Annotated in this window: 31 protein-coding genes; 30 read left to right on the top strand and 1 reads right to left on the bottom strand. The window is 67.1% G+C overall.

Going from position 1 to position 18,329, the window contains the following annotated elements:
- The 25 genes from DJ021_RS18335 to DJ021_RS18215 form a co-directional block, all read left to right on the top strand.
- Positions 1-407, top strand: a 407-nt coding sequence (locus DJ021_RS18335; RefSeq protein WP_481374183.1) for an EF-Tu C-terminal domain-related protein, incomplete at its 5' end; no start/stop codon positions are given.
- Positions 408-585: 178 nt separating this feature from the next.
- Positions 586-1,416, top strand: a complete 831-nt coding sequence (locus DJ021_RS18330) for a GIN domain-containing protein (protein ID WP_111458904.1) — start codon at positions 586-588, stop codon at positions 1,414-1,416.
- Between the two features lie 316 nt (positions 1,417-1,732).
- Positions 1,733-2,041, top strand: coding sequence for a 30S ribosomal protein S10 (gene rpsJ / locus DJ021_RS18325; protein WP_012521787.1), 309 nt, complete (start codon positions 1,733-1,735; stop codon positions 2,039-2,041).
- A 13-nt stretch (positions 2,042-2,054) separates the two neighbouring features.
- Positions 2,055-2,843: a 50S ribosomal protein L3 gene (rplC, locus tag DJ021_RS18320; protein ID WP_111458903.1), complete on the top strand. Its 789-nt coding sequence runs from the start codon at positions 2,055-2,057 to the stop codon at positions 2,841-2,843.
- Positions 2,843-3,481 (top strand): 50S ribosomal protein L4, encoded by a 639-nt coding sequence (rplD, locus tag DJ021_RS18315; protein ID WP_111458902.1) that lies wholly within the window; start codon positions 2,843-2,845, stop codon positions 3,479-3,481. Before rplC ends, rplD begins: the two co-directional genes overlap by 1 nt.
- A complete protein-coding gene (locus tag DJ021_RS18310; protein WP_111458901.1) occupies positions 3,481-3,783 on the top strand; it encodes a 50S ribosomal protein L23 in 303 nt (100 codons plus the stop codon). The genes rplD and DJ021_RS18310 overlap by 1 nt, the downstream gene beginning before the upstream one ends.
- Positions 3,784-3,787: 4 nt before the next feature.
- Positions 3,788-4,624, top strand: a complete 837-nt coding sequence (gene rplB, locus DJ021_RS18305) for a 50S ribosomal protein L2 (protein WP_111458900.1) — start codon at positions 3,788-3,790, stop codon at positions 4,622-4,624.
- A gap of 3 nt (positions 4,625-4,627) precedes the next feature.
- Positions 4,628-4,906 carry a 30S ribosomal protein S19 gene (rpsS, locus tag DJ021_RS18300; RefSeq protein WP_111458899.1) on the top strand — a complete coding sequence of 93 codons (279 nt, stop codon included), beginning with the start codon at positions 4,628-4,630 and terminating at the stop codon, positions 4,904-4,906.
- Position 4,907: 1 nt separating this feature from the next.
- Positions 4,908-5,288 carry a 50S ribosomal protein L22 gene (rplV, locus tag DJ021_RS18295; RefSeq protein ID WP_111458898.1) on the top strand — a complete coding sequence of 127 codons (381 nt, stop codon included), beginning with the start codon at positions 4,908-4,910 and terminating at the stop codon, positions 5,286-5,288.
- Entirely contained in the window at positions 5,288-6,043 is a 756-nt protein-coding gene (gene rpsC / locus DJ021_RS18290) for a 30S ribosomal protein S3 (protein ID WP_111458897.1), read from the top strand. The genes rplV and rpsC overlap by 1 nt, the downstream gene beginning before the upstream one ends.
- 11 nt (positions 6,044-6,054) lie before the next feature.
- Positions 6,055-6,486: a 50S ribosomal protein L16 gene (gene rplP, locus DJ021_RS18285; RefSeq protein ID WP_111458896.1), complete on the top strand. Its 432-nt coding sequence runs from the start codon at positions 6,055-6,057 to the stop codon at positions 6,484-6,486.
- Positions 6,486-6,680: a 50S ribosomal protein L29 gene (gene rpmC / locus DJ021_RS18280; RefSeq protein ID WP_111458895.1), complete on the top strand. Its 195-nt coding sequence runs from the start codon at positions 6,486-6,488 to the stop codon at positions 6,678-6,680. The genes rplP and rpmC overlap by 1 nt, the downstream gene beginning before the upstream one ends.
- Positions 6,681-6,690: 10 nt before the next feature.
- Positions 6,691-6,942 (top strand): 30S ribosomal protein S17, encoded by a 252-nt coding sequence (rpsQ, locus tag DJ021_RS18275; RefSeq protein WP_111458894.1) that lies wholly within the window; start codon positions 6,691-6,693, stop codon positions 6,940-6,942.
- Between the two features lie 13 nt (positions 6,943-6,955).
- On the top strand, positions 6,956-7,324 hold the full coding sequence (gene rplN, locus DJ021_RS18270; protein ID WP_111458893.1) for a 50S ribosomal protein L14: 369 nt from the start codon (positions 6,956-6,958) through the stop codon (positions 7,322-7,324).
- Positions 7,324-7,638, top strand: coding sequence for a 50S ribosomal protein L24 (gene rplX / locus DJ021_RS18265; protein WP_111458892.1), 315 nt, complete (start codon positions 7,324-7,326; stop codon positions 7,636-7,638). Before rplN ends, rplX begins: the two co-directional genes overlap by 1 nt.
- Entirely contained in the window at positions 7,631-8,197 is a 567-nt protein-coding gene (gene rplE / locus DJ021_RS18260; RefSeq protein WP_111458891.1) for a 50S ribosomal protein L5, read from the top strand. Before rplX ends, rplE begins: the two co-directional genes overlap by 8 nt.
- A 19-nt stretch (positions 8,198-8,216) precedes the next feature.
- Positions 8,217-8,522: a 30S ribosomal protein S14 gene (gene rpsN, locus DJ021_RS18255; RefSeq protein ID WP_111458890.1), complete on the top strand. Its 306-nt coding sequence runs from the start codon at positions 8,217-8,219 to the stop codon at positions 8,520-8,522.
- Positions 8,523-8,531: 9 nt separating this feature from the next.
- Positions 8,532-8,927 (top strand): 30S ribosomal protein S8, encoded by a 396-nt coding sequence (gene rpsH / locus DJ021_RS18250; RefSeq protein ID WP_111458889.1) that lies wholly within the window; start codon positions 8,532-8,534, stop codon positions 8,925-8,927.
- Position 8,928: 1 nt separating this feature from the next.
- Entirely contained in the window at positions 8,929-9,462 is a 534-nt protein-coding gene (gene rplF, locus DJ021_RS18245) for a 50S ribosomal protein L6 (protein ID WP_111458888.1), read from the top strand.
- A 3-nt stretch (positions 9,463-9,465) separates the two neighbouring features.
- Complete coding sequence (rplR, locus tag DJ021_RS18240) at positions 9,466-9,831, top strand: 50S ribosomal protein L18 (RefSeq protein WP_111458887.1); 366 nt, start codon at positions 9,466-9,468, stop codon at positions 9,829-9,831.
- A gap of 9 nt (positions 9,832-9,840) precedes the next feature.
- Positions 9,841-10,425 (top strand): 30S ribosomal protein S5, encoded by a 585-nt coding sequence (gene rpsE, locus DJ021_RS18235; RefSeq protein ID WP_111458886.1) that lies wholly within the window; start codon positions 9,841-9,843, stop codon positions 10,423-10,425.
- Between the two features lie 5 nt (positions 10,426-10,430).
- Entirely contained in the window at positions 10,431-10,610 is a 180-nt protein-coding gene (gene rpmD, locus DJ021_RS18230) for a 50S ribosomal protein L30 (protein ID WP_424444166.1), read from the top strand.
- A gap of 89 nt (positions 10,611-10,699) precedes the next feature.
- Positions 10,700-11,182 carry a 50S ribosomal protein L15 gene (rplO, locus tag DJ021_RS18225; RefSeq protein WP_111458884.1) on the top strand — a complete coding sequence of 161 codons (483 nt, stop codon included), beginning with the start codon at positions 10,700-10,702 and terminating at the stop codon, positions 11,180-11,182.
- A gap of 83 nt (positions 11,183-11,265) precedes the next feature.
- Positions 11,266-12,612, top strand: a complete 1,347-nt coding sequence (gene secY / locus DJ021_RS18220; RefSeq protein ID WP_111458883.1) for a preprotein translocase subunit SecY — start codon at positions 11,266-11,268, stop codon at positions 12,610-12,612.
- A 56-nt stretch (positions 12,613-12,668) separates the two neighbouring features.
- Positions 12,669-13,241, top strand: coding sequence for an adenylate kinase (locus DJ021_RS18215; RefSeq protein ID WP_111458882.1), 573 nt, complete (start codon positions 12,669-12,671; stop codon positions 13,239-13,241).
- Here the strand turns inward: DJ021_RS18215 and DJ021_RS18210 are convergent.
- On the bottom strand, positions 13,238-14,269 hold the full coding sequence (locus DJ021_RS18210; protein ID WP_111458881.1) for an adenosine deaminase: 1,032 nt from the start codon (positions 14,267-14,269) through the stop codon (positions 13,238-13,240). The two genes, DJ021_RS18215 and DJ021_RS18210, sit on opposite strands and share 4 nt — an antisense overlap.
- 358 nt (positions 14,270-14,627) lie before the next feature.
- Here DJ021_RS18210 and rpsM point away from each other — a divergent pair, with 358 nt between their 5' ends.
- The 5 genes from rpsM to DJ021_RS18185 all read left to right on the top strand — a co-directional run bounded on the left by rpsM (position 14,628) and on the right by DJ021_RS18185 (position 18,325).
- Complete coding sequence (gene rpsM, locus DJ021_RS18205; protein ID WP_111458880.1) at positions 14,628-14,996, top strand: 30S ribosomal protein S13; 369 nt, start codon at positions 14,628-14,630, stop codon at positions 14,994-14,996.
- A gap of 15 nt (positions 14,997-15,011) precedes the next feature.
- The gene (gene rpsK / locus DJ021_RS18200) at positions 15,012-15,401 is read left to right on the top strand and encodes a 30S ribosomal protein S11 (RefSeq protein ID WP_111458879.1); all 390 of its coding nucleotides are present in this window, start codon (positions 15,012-15,014) and stop codon (positions 15,399-15,401) included.
- Positions 15,402-15,476: 75 nt separating this feature from the next.
- Positions 15,477-16,493 carry a DNA-directed RNA polymerase subunit alpha gene (locus DJ021_RS18195; RefSeq protein ID WP_111458878.1) on the top strand — a complete coding sequence of 339 codons (1,017 nt, stop codon included), beginning with the start codon at positions 15,477-15,479 and terminating at the stop codon, positions 16,491-16,493.
- A 93-nt stretch (positions 16,494-16,586) separates the two neighbouring features.
- Positions 16,587-17,000 carry a 50S ribosomal protein L17 gene (rplQ, locus tag DJ021_RS18190; protein WP_111458877.1) on the top strand — a complete coding sequence of 138 codons (414 nt, stop codon included), beginning with the start codon at positions 16,587-16,589 and terminating at the stop codon, positions 16,998-17,000.
- 104 nt (positions 17,001-17,104) lie between these two features.
- Positions 17,105-18,325, top strand: coding sequence for an alkaline phosphatase family protein (locus DJ021_RS18185; protein ID WP_111458876.1), 1,221 nt, complete (start codon positions 17,105-17,107; stop codon positions 18,323-18,325).
- Positions 18,326-18,329 lie beyond the last annotated feature (4 nt).

Below are 18,329 nucleotides of genomic sequence, written 5' to 3'. Positions count from 1 at the left end.
AGATGTTCCGCAAGCTGCTCGACCAGGGCCAGGCCGGCGACAACGTCGGGGTGCTGCTGCGCGGCACCAAGCGTGAGGACGTCGAGCGCGGCCAGGTGCTGTGCAAGCCGGGCTCGATCACCCCGCATACCAAGTTCACGGCCGAGGCCTACATCCTGACCAAGGAAGAAGGCGGCCGCCACACGCCGTTCTTCACCAACTACCGGCCGCAGTTCTACTTCCGCACCACCGACGTGACCGGGATCATCCGGCTGCGCGAGGGCGTGGAGATGATCATGCCGGGCGACAACGCCGAGCTGGACGTGGAGCTGATCACCCCGATCGCCATGGACCCGGGCCTGCGCTTCGCGATCCGCGAAGGCGGCCGCACGGTCGGCGCCGGCGTGGTGTCGAAGATCATCGAGTAGGCCTCACCGCCCCTCGCGAACATCAAGCAGGCCGCCGGGACCTCCCCGGCGGCCTTTTTGCTGTCCCGCACGCGGCGGGGCAGGTCATGACCGGAAGGTCATGAGCGCGAATTAAGCTGTGTCGCTGTCCGGCGAGGGCTAACTTCCGGGCGGGACTTGGGAATAGGGGAGGAGACCCATGCGTCTTCCGATCGCTCTTCTGGCGGCCGCCGCCTCGCTTGCCGGCGGGGTCGCACACGCCGCCTCCGTGGAGATGAAGGACGCCGTCGCGCGGGTGACGGTGATCCCGGAGAACCGCGGCGACATCAAGATCGAGATCATCTCGCAGAACCCCAGCCTGCCGCTGAAGGTCCGCACCCAGGGCGACCGCACGATCATCGACGGCAACCGGCGCTTCAACAAGATCAGCGGCTGCCGCGGCGCGGCCGGCAACGCCAGCGTCCACGTCGCCGGCCTCGGCGAGGTCGGCTGGCGCGACATCCCGCAGATCGTCATCCGCACGCCGCGCGACGTGAACATCGACGCTGGCGGCGCGGTGTTCGGCTCGATCGGCCGGGCCGCCAATGTCGACCTCGGCAACGCCGGCTGCGGCGACTGGACGGTGGGCAATGTGGAAGGCCGCCTGCGGGTGAGCCAGGCCGGCTCCGGCAACACCCGGGCCGGCGCGGCCAGCGAGGCGAAGCTGCGGGTCGCCGGCTCCGGCAACCTCACCACCGCCGATGTGCGCGGCCGCCTGGACGTCGACGTGGCGGGCTCCGGCGACGTCGCCGTGGCCTCGGTCGCAGGACCGCTGGACGTCCACATCGCCGGCTCCGGCAACGTGCGGGTGAGCGGCGGGCACGCCACCGCCATGAGCGTCTCGGTGGCGGGCTCCGGCGACGTCAACTTCGGCGGCGTGGCGGACAATCTGAAGGCCCGTATCGCCGGCTCCGGCGACGTCCGCGCCCGCGCCGTGCGGGGCGAAGTCTCCAAGTCGGTGATGGGCTCGGGCGGGGTCACCATCGGCTGAGCCGGGCGGGGCCGCAAACCGGCTATGGCGCGCCTGTCGCCCTTGACGCAGGTGAGTCGAACCGGTAGTAACCCGCCTCCTGTTGGACCGGCTGTGCGAACCAAAGCGATTTGGAACGCAGACGCGGTCCGCAGAACGACCTGAGACAGTGCTAAAACCTAGCGTTTCGGGAGTGGCCCTCGCGGCTTTCGCGCGGGCCTAAGTCGTTTGTGCGGACTTACGCGTACGGGCCCTCAATTGAGGGTTCGGGTTGGTCTTTGAAATGGTCGAGATCACGCGGGCGGGCCGCCGTCTGTAGGGAAACGAAAAGAGCGATATGGATCGTCAGAACATCCGCATCCGGCTCAAAGCCTTTGACCACCGCGTGCTGGACCATTCCACCCGCGAGATCGTCAACACGGCCAAGAGAACCGGCGCGACCGTGCGCGGGCCTATCCCGCTGCCGACGCGCATCGAAAAATTCACCGTCAACCGTTCGCCGCACATCGACAAGAAGTCGCGCGAGCAGTTCGAAATCCGCACGCACAAGCGCGTGCTCGATATCGTCGACCCCACTCCGCAGACCGTGGACGCGCTGATGAAGCTCGACCTGTCCGCCGGCGTGGACGTCGAGATCAAGCTCTAAGGGGACTCAGCCGATGCGTACCGGCGTGATCGCCAAGAAGCTGGGAATGGCGCGCTTCTTCGATGAAGCGGGCAGCCATGTGCCGGTGACCGTGCTCAGCCTCGAAGGCTGCCAGGTCGTCGCCCAGCGCACGAAAGACAAAGACGGCTACGTGGCTCTCCAGCTCGGCGCCGGCTTCAAGAAGCCCAAGAACACCTCCAAGGCGCTCCGCGGCCACTTCGCCAAGGGCGAGGTCGAGCCGAAGCGGAGGCTCGCCGAGTTCAAGGTCTCCGAGGACAACCTCATCGACGTGGGCGCGGAAATCACCGCCGACCATTTCCTGCCGGGCCAGAAGATCGACGTCACGGGTACGACGGTCGGTAAGGGCTTCCAGGGGGCGATGAAGCGCTGGAACTTCGGCGGCATGCGGGCCACCCACGGGGTGTCCGTCTCCCACCGGGCGCACGGCTCCACCGGCCAGCGGCAGGATCCGGGCAAGACGTTCGCCGGCAAGAAGATGGCCGGCCACCTCGGCCAGGAAACCGTCACCACCCTCAACCTCACCATCTGGCGCGTCGACGTCGAGCGCGGCCTGATCCTGGTCCGCGGCGCCGTCCCGGGCACGGAAGGCTCGTTCGTGCGGATCCGTGACGCGGTGAAGATCGCGGCTCCGGCCGGCGTTCCGACGCCGGGCGCCTTCCGCAAGGCCGGCCAGCCGACCGCAGTGGAAGCTGCCGCCGAGGACGAAGCGGCTCCGGCCGCCGACGAGCCCGCGGTGCAAGAAGCTCCGGCCGAAACGCCTGAAGCTGGGGATCAAGCCTGATGAAACTCGACGTCATCAAACTCGACGGCGGGAAGGGCGGCTCGATCGAGCTCCCGGACGATATCTTCGGCATCGAAGAGATCCGCGCCGATATCCTGCAGCGTTGCGTCACTTGGCAGCTCGCCAAGCGCCGCGCCGGCACCCACAAGATCCAGGTCCGCAACGAGGTCTCTCGTACGGGCAAGAAGATGTACAAGCAGAAGGGCACCGGCGGCGCCCGTCACGGCTCGCGCCGGGCGGCCCAGTTCGTCGGCGGCGCCAAGGCCCACGGTCCCGTGGTCCGCAGCCACGCCTTCGACCTGCCCAAGAAGGTCCGCGCCATGGCGCTCCGCCACGCGCTGTCCTCGAAGGCCAAGGACGGTTCGCTGATCGTCGTGGACAACGTGGCCCTTTCGGACCCGAAGACCGCGGCGCTGCGCGAGCAACTCGGCAAGATCGGCGTCACCCACGCCCTGGTCATCGCCGGCGTCGAGGTCGACAACAACTTCAAGCTCGCCGCGCGCAACATCCCGAACGTGGACGTGCTGCCGAACGCCGGCCTCAACGTCTATGACGTGCTGCGCCGCCGGACGCTGGTCCTCACCAAGGACGCCGTCGCCGCCATCCAGGCGCGCTTCCAAGAGAAGGAGGCCGCGTAATGGCTGAGCAGCCCACCGCCCGTCATTACGATACCATCCTGTCGCCGGTGATCACCGAGAAGGCCACCCTGCTCTCCGAGCAGAACAAGGTCGTCTTCCGGGTCGCGGCCGATGCGTCCAAGGACGAGATCGCCGCCGCCGTCGAGGCGCTGTTCAAGGTCAACGTGACCAAGGTCAACACCCTCAACGTCAAGGGCAAGACCAAGCGCTTCCGCGGCATCATGGGCCGTCGTTCCGACATCAAGAAAGCTGTCGTCACCCTGGCCGAAGGCCAGTCGATCGACATCACTACGGGGCTCTGATCCGATGGCCTTGAAGCATTTCAACCCGACCTCGCCGGGCCGCCGGCAACTGGTCCTGGTCGACAAGTCCGAGCTCCACAAGGGCGGGCCCGTGAAGTCCCTCGTCGAGGGTCTGAACAAGAAGGGCGGCCGGGGCGGCGGCGGTCGCATCGCGGTGCGTTTCCGCGGCGGCGGCGCCAAGCGCCTGTATCGCAACATCGACTTCAAGCGTCGCAAGTTCGACGTCGTCGGCACGATCGAGCGCCTGGAGTACGACCCCAACCGGTCGGCCTTCATCGCCCTGGTCAAGTACGCCGACGGCGAGCTGGCCTACATCCTGGCCCCGCAGCGCCTGAAGGCCGGCGACCAGGTCGTGGCCGCCGAGAAGGCGGACGTGAAGCCGGGCAACGCCATGCCGCTTCGCGGCATGCCGATCGGCACGATCATCCACAACGTCGAGCTGAAGCCCCTGAAGGGCGGCCAGGTCGCCCGCTCCGCCGGGACCTACGCCCAGCTGGTCGGCCGCGACGCCGGCTACGCGCAGATCCGCCTGAACTCGGGCGAGCTGCGGATGGTGCCGGACAGCTGCATGGCCACGGTGGGCGCGGTGTCCAACCCCGACCACATGAACGAAGTGCTCGGCAAGGCCGGTCGCCGGCGTCACATGGGCTTCCGCCCGCACGTGCGCGGCGTCGCCATGAACCCGGTCGACCACCCGCACGGCGGCGGCGAAGGCCGCACCTCCGGTGGCCGTCACCCGGTGAGCCCCTCGGGCAAGCCGACCAAGGGCAGCAAGACCCGCAAGAACAAGGCGACGGATAAGTTCATCATCCGCTCGCGTCACGCCAGGAAGGCTCGCTAAGGCATGACCCGCTCTGTCTGGAAAGGTCCGTTCGTCGACGGATACCTGCTCAAGAAGGCCGAAACCGCCCAAGGTTCCGGCCGGAAGGACGTGATCAAGACCTGGTCGCGCCGCTCCACCATCATGCCGCAGTTCGTGGGTCTCACGTTCGGCGTGCACAACGGCCAGAAGCACGTTCCCGTGCTGGTCTCCGAAGACATGGTCGGCATGAAGCTGGGCGAGTTCGCACCCACCCGCTTCTTCCCCGGTCACGCGGCCGACAAGAAGGCCAAGAGGAAGTAGCATGGCCAAGCAAGCTAAAGCTCGCCGGCTGGCCGGCATCGAGGCGATGTGCAAGGTGCGCACGCTTCGGACCAGCGCCCGCAAGCTGAACCTGGTCGCCCAGTCGATCCGCGGCCTCAAGGTCCAGCGGGCGCTGAACGAGCTGGAATTCAGCCACAAGCGGATCGCCAAGGACGTGCGCAAGGCGCTCTACTCGGCGATCTCCAACGCCGAGAACAACCACAACCTCGACATCGACTCGCTGGTCGTGGCCGAGGCGTTCGTGGGCAAGAACCTGGTGATGAAGCGCTTCTCCGCCCGTGCGCGGGGCCGGGCTTCGCGTATCGAAAAGCCGTTCTCCGAGATCACCATCGTGGTCCGTGAACTGGGTGAGGCCGCCTAATGGGTCAAAAAGTAAATCCGGTCGGGCTTCGCCTCGGCATCAACCGCACCTGGGACAGCCGTTGGTTCGCCGACGGCGCCGACTACGGCAAGCTTCTGCACGAGGACATCAAGGTCCGTCGTAACCTGAAGAAGCGCCTGTACCAGGCCGGCGTGTCGCGGATCATCATCGAGCGTCCGCACAAGAAGTGCCGCATCACCATCTATGCCGCGCGCCCCGGCGTGATCATCGGCAAGAAGGGCGCGGACATCGACAAGCTGCGCAAGGATATCGCGGCGATGACGGACGGCGAGGTTCACCTGAACATCGTCGAGATCCGCAAGCCCGAGACCGACGCCCAGCTGGTGGCCGAGAACATCGCCCAGCAGCTCGAGCGCCGCATCGCCTTCCGTCGCGCCATGAAGCGGTCGCTGCAGAGCGGCATGCGTCTGGGCGCCAAGGGCATGCGCCTCGAGGTCGCCGGCCGCCTCGGCGGCGCGGAAATCGCCCGCACCGAGTCCTACCATGAGGGCCGGGTGCCGCGTCACACCCTGCGCGCCGACATCGACTACGGCTTCACCGAAGCCAAGACGACGTACGGCATCATCGGCGTGAAGTGCTGGGTGTTCAAAGGCGAAGTGCTCGAGCACGACCCGATGGCCCTCGACAAGCGCCTGGCCAGTGAGAGCGGCCCGGCCGGCGAAGGTGGCGGCCGTGAACGCGGCGATCGTCCCGACCGCGGCCCGCGCCGCGACCGGCGCGATCAGAACGCTTAAGGGTCTGAAGCATGCTGTCCCCGAAAAAGACCAAGTACCGCAAGCAGTTCAAGGGCAAGATCCACGGGGTCGCCAAGGGCGGCTTCTCGCTGAACTTCGGCTCCCATGGGCTGAAGTCGGTGGAGCCCGAGCGGATCACCGCGCGCCAGATCGAAGCCGCTCGCCGGGCGATCACGCGTCAGATGAAGCGTCAGGGCCGGGTGTGGATCCGGATCTTCCCGGACGTTCCGGTGTCCGACAAGCCGGCCGAAGTGCGGATGGGCAAGGGCAAGGGCTCGGTCGAATACTGGGCCGCCCGCGTCCACCCGGGCCGGATCATGTTCGAAATCGACGGCGTGCCGGACGATGTGGCCCGTGAAGCCCTGCGCCTCGGCGCGGCCAAGCTTCCGGTGAAGACCCGCATCGTCACCCGCATCGACGCCGCTGTCGCGGAGCACGCGTGATGAAGATCGACGACGTCCGGGGGCTGACCCCCGATCAACTGGCCGAGCAGCTCGTCAACCTGAAGAAGGAGCAGTTCAACCTGCGCTTCCAGAAGGCGACCGGCCAGATCGAAAAGACCCACCGCGTGGACGAGGTGCGCAAGGATATCGCGCGCATCAAGACCGTCCTGCGGACCAAGCAGGCCACGGCCTGAGGAGACGCAGATGCCGAAACGAATTCTGGAAGGCGTTGTCGTCTCCGACAAGGGCGACAAGACGGTGATCGTACAGGTCGAACGGACCTTGCTGCACCCGGTGCTGAAGAAGACCGTCCGCCGGTCGAAGAAGTACCACGCCCACGACGAGTCCAACGCCTACAAGACCGGCGAGAAGGCGCGCATTGTCGAATGCGCACCGAAGTCGAAACTGAAAACCTGGGAAGTGCTGCCTAAGGGCAGTGCCGACCAGCAAGCGTAAGGGATCAGAACCTATGATCCAGATGCAAACTAACCTGGACGTCGCCGACAATTCCGGCGCCCGCCGGGTCATGTGCATCAAGGTGCTGGGCGGTGCGAAGCGCCGTTACGCCAGCGTCGGTGACAAGATCGTGGTCTCCGTGAAGGAGGCCATCCCGCGCGGCCGCGTGAAGAAGGGCGATGTGCTGCAGGCGATCGTCGTGCGCACGTCCTCGGCCATCAAGCGCAAGGACGGCTCGGTGATCCGCTTCGACAAGAACGCGGCGGTGATCGTGAACAAGCAAAGCGAGCCGATCGGCACGCGGATCTTCGGCCCGGTTCCCCGCGAACTGCGCGCCAAGAACCACATGAAGATCATTTCGCTCGCCCCTGAGGTGCTGTGATGGCGGCGAAGATCAAGAAGGGGGATCGCGTCGTGATCCTCGCGGGCAAGGACAAGGGCCGTCAGGGCAATGTCCTGAAGGTGTTCCCGAAGGAAGAGCGCGTCCTGGTCGAAGGCCTGAACATGGTTCAGCGCCACACCCGCCCGACGCAGACTGATCCGCAGGGCGGCATCAAGAACAAGGAAGCGCCGCTTCACCTGTCGAACGTGGCCATCGCCGACTCCAAGGGCAAGCCGACCCGCGTCGGCTTCCGTGTGGACGGCGACAAGAAGGTCCGGTTCGCCAAGACGACCGGCGAGGTGATCAATGGCTGACGAAACCTACGAACCGCGTCTCAAGGCGGAATATCGTTCGCGCATCCGAAAGGTGCTGAAGGACGAGTTCGGCTACACGAACGAGATGCAGATCCCCAAGCTGGACAAGATCGTCCTGAACATGGGGATCGGCGAAGCTGTGGCCGACTCCAAGAAGGTTCAGTCGGCGATGGCGGACCTCGCCCGGATCGCCGGCCAGAAGCCGATCGCCACCAAGTCGCGCACCTCGATCGCCGGCTTCAAGCTGCGCGAAGGCATGACGATCGGCGCGAAGGTCACCCTTCGCAAGGACCGCATGTACGAGTTCCTGGACCGGCTGATCACCATCGCGCTGCCGCGCGTGAAGGACTTCCGGGGCCTGAAGCCCACCTCGTTCGATGGCCGTGGCAACTACGCCATGGGTCTGCGGGAGCACATCGTGTTCCCGGAGATCAACTACGACCAGATCGATCAGATGTGGGGCATGGACATCATCGTCGCCACGACTGCGAAGACCGACGACGAAGCGCGCGCGCTTCTCAAGGAATTCCAGTTCCCGTTCGTCCAAGCGCAAGCTTAAGGGGCGAAGGAAAGAACCCATGGCAAAGAAAAGCGCCGTCAACCGCAACGAGCACGTCAAGGTGCTCGCCAAGCAGTACGCCAGCAAGCGCGACGCGCTGAAGGCGATCGCCAACAACGAGAGCCTGCCGCTCGAAGAACGCTTCGAAGCCCGGCTCAAGCTGGCGGAACTGCCGCGCAACTCGTCCAAGACCCGCATCCGCAACCGTTGCGAGATCACCGGACGTCCGCGCGCCTATTATCGCAAGCTCAGGATGAGCCGGATCTCGCTGCGCGACCTCGGGTCCGCTGGCCTGATCCCCGGCCTCGTCAAGTCGAGCTGGTAGGAGGGTCCAATGGTGAACGACCCCATCGGCGATCTGATCGCCCGTATCAAGAACGCGGCCATGCGCGGCCGTTCGAAGGTGAGCACGCCCGCGTCCAAGATGCGCGCGCGCCTCCTCGACGTGCTGGCCGACGAAGGCTACATCCGCGGCTACCACCTGGTGGAAAAGCCCGGCGCCTTCCCGGAGTTCGAGATCGAACTGAAGTACTTCGACGGCCAGCCGGTCATCGTGGAAATCAGCCGCATCTCCAAGCCCGGCCGCCGCGTCTATTCGTCGATCAAGGACCTGAAGCCGGTGAAGAACGGCCTCGGGATCTCGATCCTGTCGACGCCCAAGGGCGTCATGTCGGACACGGCCGCGCGTGACGCGAACGTGGGCGGCGAAGTGCTCTGCCGGGTCTACTAAGATGTCGCGGATCGGAAAGAAGGCGGTCGCCATCCCCACTGGGGTCACGGTGACCCTCGACGGCCAGACGGTGACGGTGAAGGGGCCCAAGGGCCAACTCGCCTGGACCGTGGCCGAAGAGATCGAGGTGCGCCAGGAGAACGGCGAGCTGACGCTGGTCAAGCGCAGCGACACCACCCGCGCCCAGGCGATGTGGGGTCTCTCGCGGACCCTGCTGAGCAACATGGTCACCGGCGTCACCACCGGCTTCGAGCGCACGCTCGAGCTGGTCGGCGTGGGCTATCGCGCGGCGATGAAGGGCCAGGCGCTCTCCATGCAGCTGGGTTTCTCCCACGACGTGGACGTCCCGCCCCCGGCCGGCATCAGCTTTGCGGTGCCGAAGCAGACTGAGATCAAGATCTCCGGCATCGACAAGCAGCAGGTCGGCGAAACCGCCGCCCGCATTCGCCGCCTGCGTCCGCCCGAGCCCTACAAGGGCAAGGGCGTGCGCTACGCCGGCGAGCAGGTCCGCCGCAAAGAAGGCAAGAAGAAGTAAGCCATGGCGCTCTCTCCCCGCGATTCCACCCAGCGCCGCGCGCAGCGTAACCGCACCCGCCTGCGCAAGCTGGCCAACGGCCGCCCGCGGCTGTCGGTCTTCCGTTCGGCCAAGAACATCTACGCCCAGGTCATCGACGACGAGCGTGGCGTGACCCTTGCCGCCGCCTCCTCGCTGGAGAGCGACGAAGCGAAGGCCAAGGCCAAAGGGTCCGACAAGGACGCCGCCGCCCGCGTCGGCGCCCTCGTCGCCCAACGCGCCCTGGACAAGGGCGTCAAGGACGTGGTCTTCGACCGCGGCGGCTATCTCTATCACGGTCGGGTGAAGGCGCTGGCTGACGCCGCGCGCGAAGCCGGCCTGAACTTCTAAGGAAATCCGATGGCTCGCAGGAACGAAGACCGCGGCGGTCGCAATCGCGAAGAAGAGCGCGACAGCGACATCGTCGAGAAACTGGTCCACATCAACCGCGTCGCGGCCACCGTCAAAGGCGGCCGCCGGTTCTCCTTCGCCGCCCTCATGGTGGTCGGCGATCAGAAGGGCCGGGTCGGCTTTGGTCATGGCAAGGCGCGCGAAGTGCCGGAAGCCATCCGCAAGGCGACCGAGGAAGCCAAGAAGTCGATGATCCGCGTGCCGCTGCGCGAAAGCCGCACCCTGCACCACGACGGCGCTGGCCGCTGGGGCGCAGGCAAGGTGATGGTCCGCGCGGCGCCTCCCGGCACCGGCGTCATCGCCGGCGGCCCGATGCGCGCGGTTCTGGAAACCCTCGGCATCCAGGACGTGGTCGGCAAGTCGGTCGGTTCGTCCAACCCCTACAACATGGTGCGCGCGACCTTCGAGGCGCTGAAGGCTCAGTCTTCGCCCCGCCAGGTCGCCGCCAAGCGCGGCAAGAAGGTCTCCGACGTGATCGGCCGCCGCGCCGATGGCGCCTCGGCGGCTCCGCCCGCCGCGGACGCGGAAGGATAAGCGTTATGGCTACTGTCACCGTTCGTCAGACCGGCAGCCCGATCCGCCGGAAGAAGGACCAGCGCGCGACGCTCGCCGGTCTCGGTCTCAACCGCATGGGCCGCGTGTCCACGCTGGAAGACACCCCCTCGGTCCGCGGGATGATCGCCAAGGTCGCCCACATGATCGAGGTCGTGGAGGGCTGACCTCCACGACGGGATCGTTTCGATCCCATCCACATCAGCCGAGTCGGGGCCTTCGCCCCGGCGATCGATCTCTTCAGGAGAGGCGTCACATGACCAAGCTCAACGAACTTTCGCCGGCCGAAGGCTCCACCAAGAACCGCATGCGCGTCGGCCGTGGCCCGGGTTCGGGCAAGGGCAAGACCGCCGGTCGCGGCGTGAAGGGCCAGAAGGCGCGCTCCGGCGTCGCCGTCGCCGGCTTCGAAGGCGGCCAGATGCCGCTGCACATGCGCATGCCGAAGCGCGGCTTCAACAGCCTCAACCGCAAGGAGTTCGCGGAAGTGAACTTCTGGCGCATCGAGCAGGCGATCGCCGCCGGCAAGCTGGATCCCAAGAAGGCCATCGACGCCGACGTCCTGGTCGCCGCCGGCATCGTGCGCCGCGCCAAGGACGGCGTGCGCCTGCTGGGCAAGGGCGAGCTGACCTCGAAGCTCGACATCACCGTCCACTCGGCCTCGGTCTCGGCCCGCGCGGCCGTCGAAAAGGCGGGCGGCAAGCTCACCACCACCAAGAAGGAAGCTCCGGCGGAAGCCTGAGCGTCGCCTGCGACTAATCCGGCCTCGCACTCGGGGCCGGTACGTCCTATCTGAGCAGGACCAAGAGTCAGGGGATTTGGTGAATGGCTTCGGCCGCCGAGCAGCTCGCCGCGAACATGAACTTCGGCGCCTTCCAGAAGGCGACGGAGCTCCATAAGCGCATCTGGTTCACCCTGATCGCGATGGTCGTCTATCGCCTCGGGTGCTACATCCCGATCCCGGGCATCGACATCGCCGCGTTCTCGCAGGCCTTCGAAGGCCAGGCGAAGGGCATCCTGGGCATGTTCAACATGTTCTCGGGCGGGGCCGTGCGACGCATGGCGATCTTCGCCCTGAACGTGATGCCCTACATCTCGGCCTCGATCATCGTGCAGCTCCTGGGCACCGTCTATCCCCCCTGGGAGAAGCTGCGGAAGGAAGGCGGCGAGGCGGGGCGCAAGACGCTCAACCAGTACACCCGCTACCTGACCGTCGTGCTGGCGGTCTTCCAGTCCTTCGGCATCGCCATGGGCCTGCAGGCCAGCGCCGGGATCGTCGACCATCCGGGGGCCTTCTTCGTGGTCTCCACCGTAGTGATCCTCACCGGCGGCACCCTGTTCCTGATGTGGCTGGGCGAGCAGATCACCAGCCGCGGCATCGGCAACGGCGTCTCCCTGATCATCTTCGCCGGCATCGTCGCGGTCTTCCCGCAGTACATCGGCCAGGCGTTCTCGCTGGCCCGCACCGGCGCGCTGAGCGGCGGCGTGCTGCTGCTGATCGCCATCCTGGTGGTGGCGGTCACCGTGGCCATCGTCTTCTTCGAGCGCTCGCAGCGACGGCTGTTGGTGCAGTACCCCAAGCGCCAGGTCGGCAACCGCATGTTCGGCGGCGACACCTCGTTCCTGCCGCTGAAGATCAACACCTCGGGCGTGATCCCGCCGATCTTCGCCTCCAGCCTGCTGCTGCTGCCGGCGACGGTGATGGGCTTCCTGGCCACCGCCAACCTGCCGCCCTGGGCCCAGTGGCTGCCGGGCGCGGTCGGCCAGCTGCAGCACGGGCGGCCGCTGTTCATGCTGCTCTACGGGGCGCTGATCGTCTTCTTCTGCTTCTTCTACACCTCGGTCGTGTTCAATCCGGACGACACGGCGGAGAACCTGCGCAAGTACGGCGGCTTCATGCCGGGCATCCGGCCGGGCAAGCGGACCGCCGAGTACCTGGACTTCGTGCTCACCCGGCTGACGGTGATCGGCGCGGCCTACATCACCGTGGTCTGCCTGCTGCCGGAGGCTCTGATCGGCTTCTACAACGCGCCCTTCTACATGGGCGGCACCTCGGTGCTGATCGTGGTCAGCGTCACCATGGACACGGTGACCCAGATCCAGTCGCACCTCTTGCAGCACCAGTACGAAGGCCTGATCAAGAAATCCAAGCTGCGGGGCATGCGCCGCTAGGCTAGGGACGAAGCAACCCGGCTCCGCAAGAAGGGCCGGGAGAGGGGGGCATCGCCGTGAAGAACTTGATCCTTTTCGGCCCGCCGGCGGCGGGCAAGGGGACGCAGGCCAAGCGTCTCGTGGACCAGCGCCAGATGGTGCAGCTCTCGACTGGCGACATGCTGCGCGCCGCGATCGCCTCAGGGTCTCCGCTCGGCCAAAAGGTCTCGGGCATCATGGAGCGCGGCGAACTGGTTTCCGACGACATCGTCATCGAGCTGATCGAGCAGCGGCTGCCGGAGGCCGAGGCGGCCGGCGGGGCGATCTTCGACGGCTTCCCGCGCACGCTCGCCCAGGCCGAGGCGCTCGACCTGATGCTGAAGGGCCGCGGCCGCCAGATCGACCAGGTCATCCGCCTGAAGGTCGACGACGAGGCGCTGATGCAGCGCATCGCCGGCCGGTTCGCCGAGAGCGGCCGGCCCGACGACAATCCCGAGAGCTTCAAGGTCCGGCTGAGCGCCTACAACGGCCAGACCGCGCCGCTGCTGCCCTACTACGAGAACCAGGGCAAGCTGGTGGAGGTCGACGGCATGGGCTCCATCGACGAAGTCGCCAAGGCCATCGACGCGGCGCTGGACAAGCCGCGCTAGGCGTCAGGCGTGGCCGGAGCCGCCGCCGCATAGGCGTCGATCGCCGCCAGATGCCGGGCGATGGCGTCGGGCTCCAGGAACGATCCGGTGAAGCTGTTGCGCGCCAGGGTCAGCAGGTCCTCCCGCGTCAGGCCGACGGCTGTGGCCGCGGCCTGCCAGTTGGCCGCCAGATAGCCGCCGAAATAGGCCGGGTCGTCGGAGTTCACCGTCGCCCTCAGCCCCAGCTGCAGCATCCGCTTCAACGGATGCTGCGCCATGTCGCCCACCACGCAGAGCTTCAGGTTGGAGAGCGGGCAGACGGTCAGGGTCATCCCCTCGGCGGCCAGCCGCTTGACCAGGGCCGAGTCCTCCAGCGAACGGTTGCCGTGGTCGATGCGGTCGACGTGCAGCCGGTCCAGCGCCTCCCAGACGTAGTCCGGCGGCCCTTCCTCGCCGGCGTGGGCGACCCGCTTCAGGCCGCGCTCGCCGGCCGCCCGGAACACGCCCTCGAACTTGGCGGGCGGGTGGCCAAGCTCCGACGAATCGAGGCCGACGCCGACGATGCGGTCCAGGTAGAGCTCGGCCGTCTTCAGGGTGGCGAAGGCGTCTTCCTCGCTGAGGTGGCGCAGGAAGCAGAGAATCAGCCGCGAGCTGACCCCCAGGCTGCGCTCGGCCTCCGCCATGCCGGAAAGCAGGCCGTCGGCCGCCACGGCGAACGGGATGCCGCGTGCGGTGTGGGTCTGGGGGTCGAAGAACAGCTCCACGTGCCGGGCGCCGTCCGCCGCCACCCGCCGGAAGTAGGCCATGGCCAGGTCGTGGAAGTCCGCCTCGGTCCTGAGCACGTCCGCGCCCTGGTAGTAGATGTCGAGGAAGTCCTGCAGGTTGGAGAAGGCGTAGGCCGCCCGCACCGCCTCCACCGAGGGGAAGGGCAGGGCGATGCGGTTGCGCCGGGCGAACTCGAACATCTGCTCGGGCTCGAGGCTGCCCTCGATGTGCAGGTGGAGTTCGGCCTTGGGCAGGCCGCGGATGAAGTCGGAAACGGTGTCCATGGGGCGGACTGTCCCGAGGGAGGGGCGCCCGCGTCAAGCGCTCGCTGCGGCCGCGGCTCCTGCGTCGCATCGTAGCGGCCGGCCGCGCCGATTGCGCGATCGGGCGGCTTCATGCTTTCCTTAACCATCCCGAGGCACATTCCGCGGGTGTGTGGCGTGGCGACGTGCGCAGGGTCCCCCTTGCGCCGGACGCAGTTCGTTCACAAATGGACGTTTCCGCCATTGACGGAGGCGCGCCGATCCCTATAACGAGGCGCTTCCGCGAAAGAGCGCGAGTGACGCGCCGGCCTGGCCTTCGGGTCGTGGGGCCGGGGCGCCGTTCGCGCTTCTCTTGCGTGACCAGGAGAGAGATTCCCACGTGGCCCGTATCGCTGGCGTCAATATCCCTACGAACAAGCGCGTTGTGATCGCGCTGCAGTACATCCATGGCATCGGCCCGGCGAAAGCTCGGGAGATCGTCGGCAAGGTTGGCATCGAGGACGCTCGTCGCGTCAATCAGCTGACCGACCAGGAAGTCCTGCAGATCCGCGAAGCGATCGACCGCGACTACACCGTCGAAGGCGACCTGCGTCGCGAGACGGCGGTCAACATCAAGCGTCTGATGGACCTGGCCTGCTATCGCGGCCTGCGTCACCGCAAGGGCCTGCCGGTCCGCGGTCAGCGCACCCACACCAACGCCCGGACCCGGAAGGGTCCCGCCAAGCCGATCGCCGGCAAGAAGAAGTAAGAGAGCTTATCTCCGATGGCCAAGGAACCGGCGCGCGTCAAACGTCGCGAGCGTAAGAACATCACCTCGGGCGTGGCGCACGTGAACGCCTCGTTCAACAACACCATGATCACCATCACCGACGCGCAGGGGAACACCATCTCCTGGTCCTCCGCCGGCATGATGGGCTTCAAGGGATCCCGCAAGTCGACGCCGTACGCCGCCCAGATGGCGGCCGAGGACGCCGGCCGGAAGGCCGCCGAGCACGGCGTCAGGACGCTGGAAGTGAACGTCTCCGGCCCCGGTTCGGGTCGTGAGTCCGCGCTTCGCGCCCTGCAGTCGGTCGGCATGACGATCACCACCATTCGCGACGTGACCCCCATTCCGCACAATGGCTGCCGGCCGCCTAAGCGCCGGCGCGTCTAGAGTAATCACTACTGAAATTCGAGGCGCCGGACCGCGTTTGCGGCCGGCGATCCTGCGTTCGAGGGACACCCATCCGTGATCGAAAGAAACTGGAACGAGCTCATCCGTCCCGAGAAGCCGCTGATCGAGACCGGCGCCGACGCGAACCGCAAGGCGCGTCTGGTGGCCGAACCCCTCGAGCGCGGCTTCGGCGTGACGCTGGGCAACAGCCTGCGCCGCGTGCTGCTGTCGTCGCTGCAAGGCGCGGCGGTGACCGCCGTGCAGATCGACGGCGTCGTGCACGAATTCTCCTCGCTCGAAGGCGTGCGTGAAGACGTCGTCGACATCGTCCTGAACATCAAGCAACTGGCCGTGCGCATGCACGCCGAAGGCCCCAAGCGCATGACCCTGCGGGCCACCGGCCCCGGCGCGGTCACCGCCAGCCAGATCGAAGCTCCGGCCGACATCGAGATCCTCAACGGCGACCACATCCTCTGCACCCTCGACGAGGGCGCGCAGGTGCGCATGGAGTTCACCGTCCAGACCGGCAAGGGCTATGTCCCGGCCGAGATGAACCGTCCGGAAGACGCCCCGATCGGCCTGATCGCCGTCGACGCCCTCTATTCCCCGGTCAAGCGCGTCGCCTACCGCGTCGAGCCCACCCGCCAGGGCCAGAGCCTCGACTACGACAAGCTGATCATGGAAGTGGAGACCAACGGCGCGGTGACGCCCGTCGACGCGGTGGCCTACGCCGCCCGCATCCTCCAGGACCAGCTGCAGATCTTCATCACCGTCGAAGAGCCGAAGAAGAAGGTCGAAGGCGAGGCCAAGCCGGAACTGCCGTTCAACCCGGCGCTGCTGAAGAAGGTCGACGAGCTCGAGCTCTCGGTCCGTTCGGCCAACTGCCTGAAGAACGACAACATCGTCTACATCGGCGACCTGATCCAGAAGACCGAAGCCGAGATGCTGCGCACCCCGAACTTCGGGCGCAAGTCGCTCAACGAGATCAAGGAAGTGCTCGCCGGCATGGGTCTGCACCTCGGCATGGACGTGCCGAACTGGCCGCCGGAGAACATCGAAGAGCTGGCCAAGAAGTTCGAAGACCAGATGTAATTCGTTTCGGAGCGTGATCCTGCGATCGCGGTCCGCACTTTTGAAGTAGAGATGGCGCGTCGCGAGACGCCCCGACCTCAAGGAGAGTTCCTCATGCGCCACGGTTCAGCGCACCGCAAACTGGGTCGGACGACCGCCCACCGCACCGCCATGTTCGCCAACATGGCGGCGAGCCTGATCAAGCACGAGCAGATCGTGACCACGCTGCCGAAGGCCAAGGAGCTGCGCCCCTTCGTCGAGAAGCTGGTGACGCTCGCCAAGCGCGGCGACCTGCATGCGCGCCGCCAGGCGATCAGCCAGGTGCGTGACGTCGAGCAGGTCGGCAAGCTGTTCGCCGTGCTGGGCCCGCGCTACGCGGAACGCGCCGGCGGCTACATCCGCGTGCTGAAGGCGGGCTTCCGCCACGGCGACAACGCTCCGCTGGCGGTCATCGAGCTGGTCGACCGCGACCCGGCCGAAAAGGGCAAGGACTCCGGTCCGGTGGCGGAAAGCTTCGCCGAAGCCTAAGTCGGCCGCCAACTGATATTCAGACGAGCCCCGGAAGGCGACTTCCGGGGCTTTTCGTTTGTCCGGTTGCCGGGACTGTCACGCTTGGGCCATAGGCTGACGGCATGAACCTCCTCCCGCGCCTCCTGGCCGCCCTCGGCGCGGCCTTCGCCCTCACGGCCTGCGCCACGGTTTCGCCGCCGCCGCCGGCGCCGCTGACGATCCTGGTCTCCATCGACGGGTTCCGGAGCGACTACCTGGACCGCGGGGTGACGCCGACGCTCTCCGGCCTGGCGGCGCACGGGGCGCGCGGGACGATGCGCCCGTCGTTCCCCTCGAAGACCTTCCCCAACCACTACGCCCTGGTCACCGGGCTGCGGCCCGACCGCAGCGGCATCGTCGACAACACCATCTATGACCCGGCCATCCCGGGCGTGAAGTTCACGATGGCCGACAAGGCCACCACCGGCGACGCCCGCTGGTGGAACCAGGCGACGCCGATCTGGGTCACCGCCGAGCGGGCCGGCGTGCGCTCCGCGATCATGTTCTGGCCCGGCTCGGACGCGCCGATCCAGGGGGTGCGGCCGAGCCGCTGGCTGCCGTTCAACCAGGCGCTGCCGGCCGTGGCGCGGGTCGACCAGGTGCTGGCCTGGCTGGACGTGCCGCCCGACCAACGGCCGCGCTTCGCCACCCTCTATTTCGACGAAGTGGACACCGCCGGCCACGACTTCGGCCCGGACTCGGCCGAGGTGAACGCCGCCGCCGCCCGCACCGACGCCGCCATCGCCCGCCTGGTGGCGGGGCTGAAGGCAAGGGGGATCGTCGCCAACCTGGTGGTCGTCGCCGACCACGGGATGGCCCCCACTCCGCCCGACCAGACGATCTTCGTCGACGACCTGGTGCCCACCGACGCCATCCGCACGGTCACCATGGGCGCCTTCATGAGCCTGTCGGCGGTCCCCGGGCGTGAGGCGCAGGTTGAGGCGGCGCTCTTGAAGCCGCATCCGCGCATGCAATGCTGGCGCAAGGCCGACATCCCGGCCCGCTTCCATTACGGCAAGAACCCCCGCGTGCCGCCGTACTTCTGCCTGCCGCAGACCGGCTGGACGATCACCACCCACCGTTTCAAGCCGAAGAAGCCGGAGGTCGGCAACCACGGCTTCGACCCCTACGCGCCGGAGATGGCGGCGGTGTTCGTGGCCAACGGCCCGGCGTTCCGGCCCGGCGCGCGGCCGCCGGTGTTCGACAACGTCGACGTCTATCCGCTGGTGGCGAGGCTGATCGGCGTGAAGCCGGAGCCGAGCGACGGCCGGCTGGCCGACCTGGCCGGCGTCCTCGCCCGCTGACGCT

It is taken from the genome of Phenylobacterium hankyongense (assembly GCF_003254505.1).
In the GTDB taxonomy this organism is placed as follows: domain Bacteria; phylum Pseudomonadota; class Alphaproteobacteria; order Caulobacterales; family Caulobacteraceae; genus Phenylobacterium; species Phenylobacterium hankyongense.
This window is presented reverse-complemented; position numbering and strand designations above follow the sequence as displayed.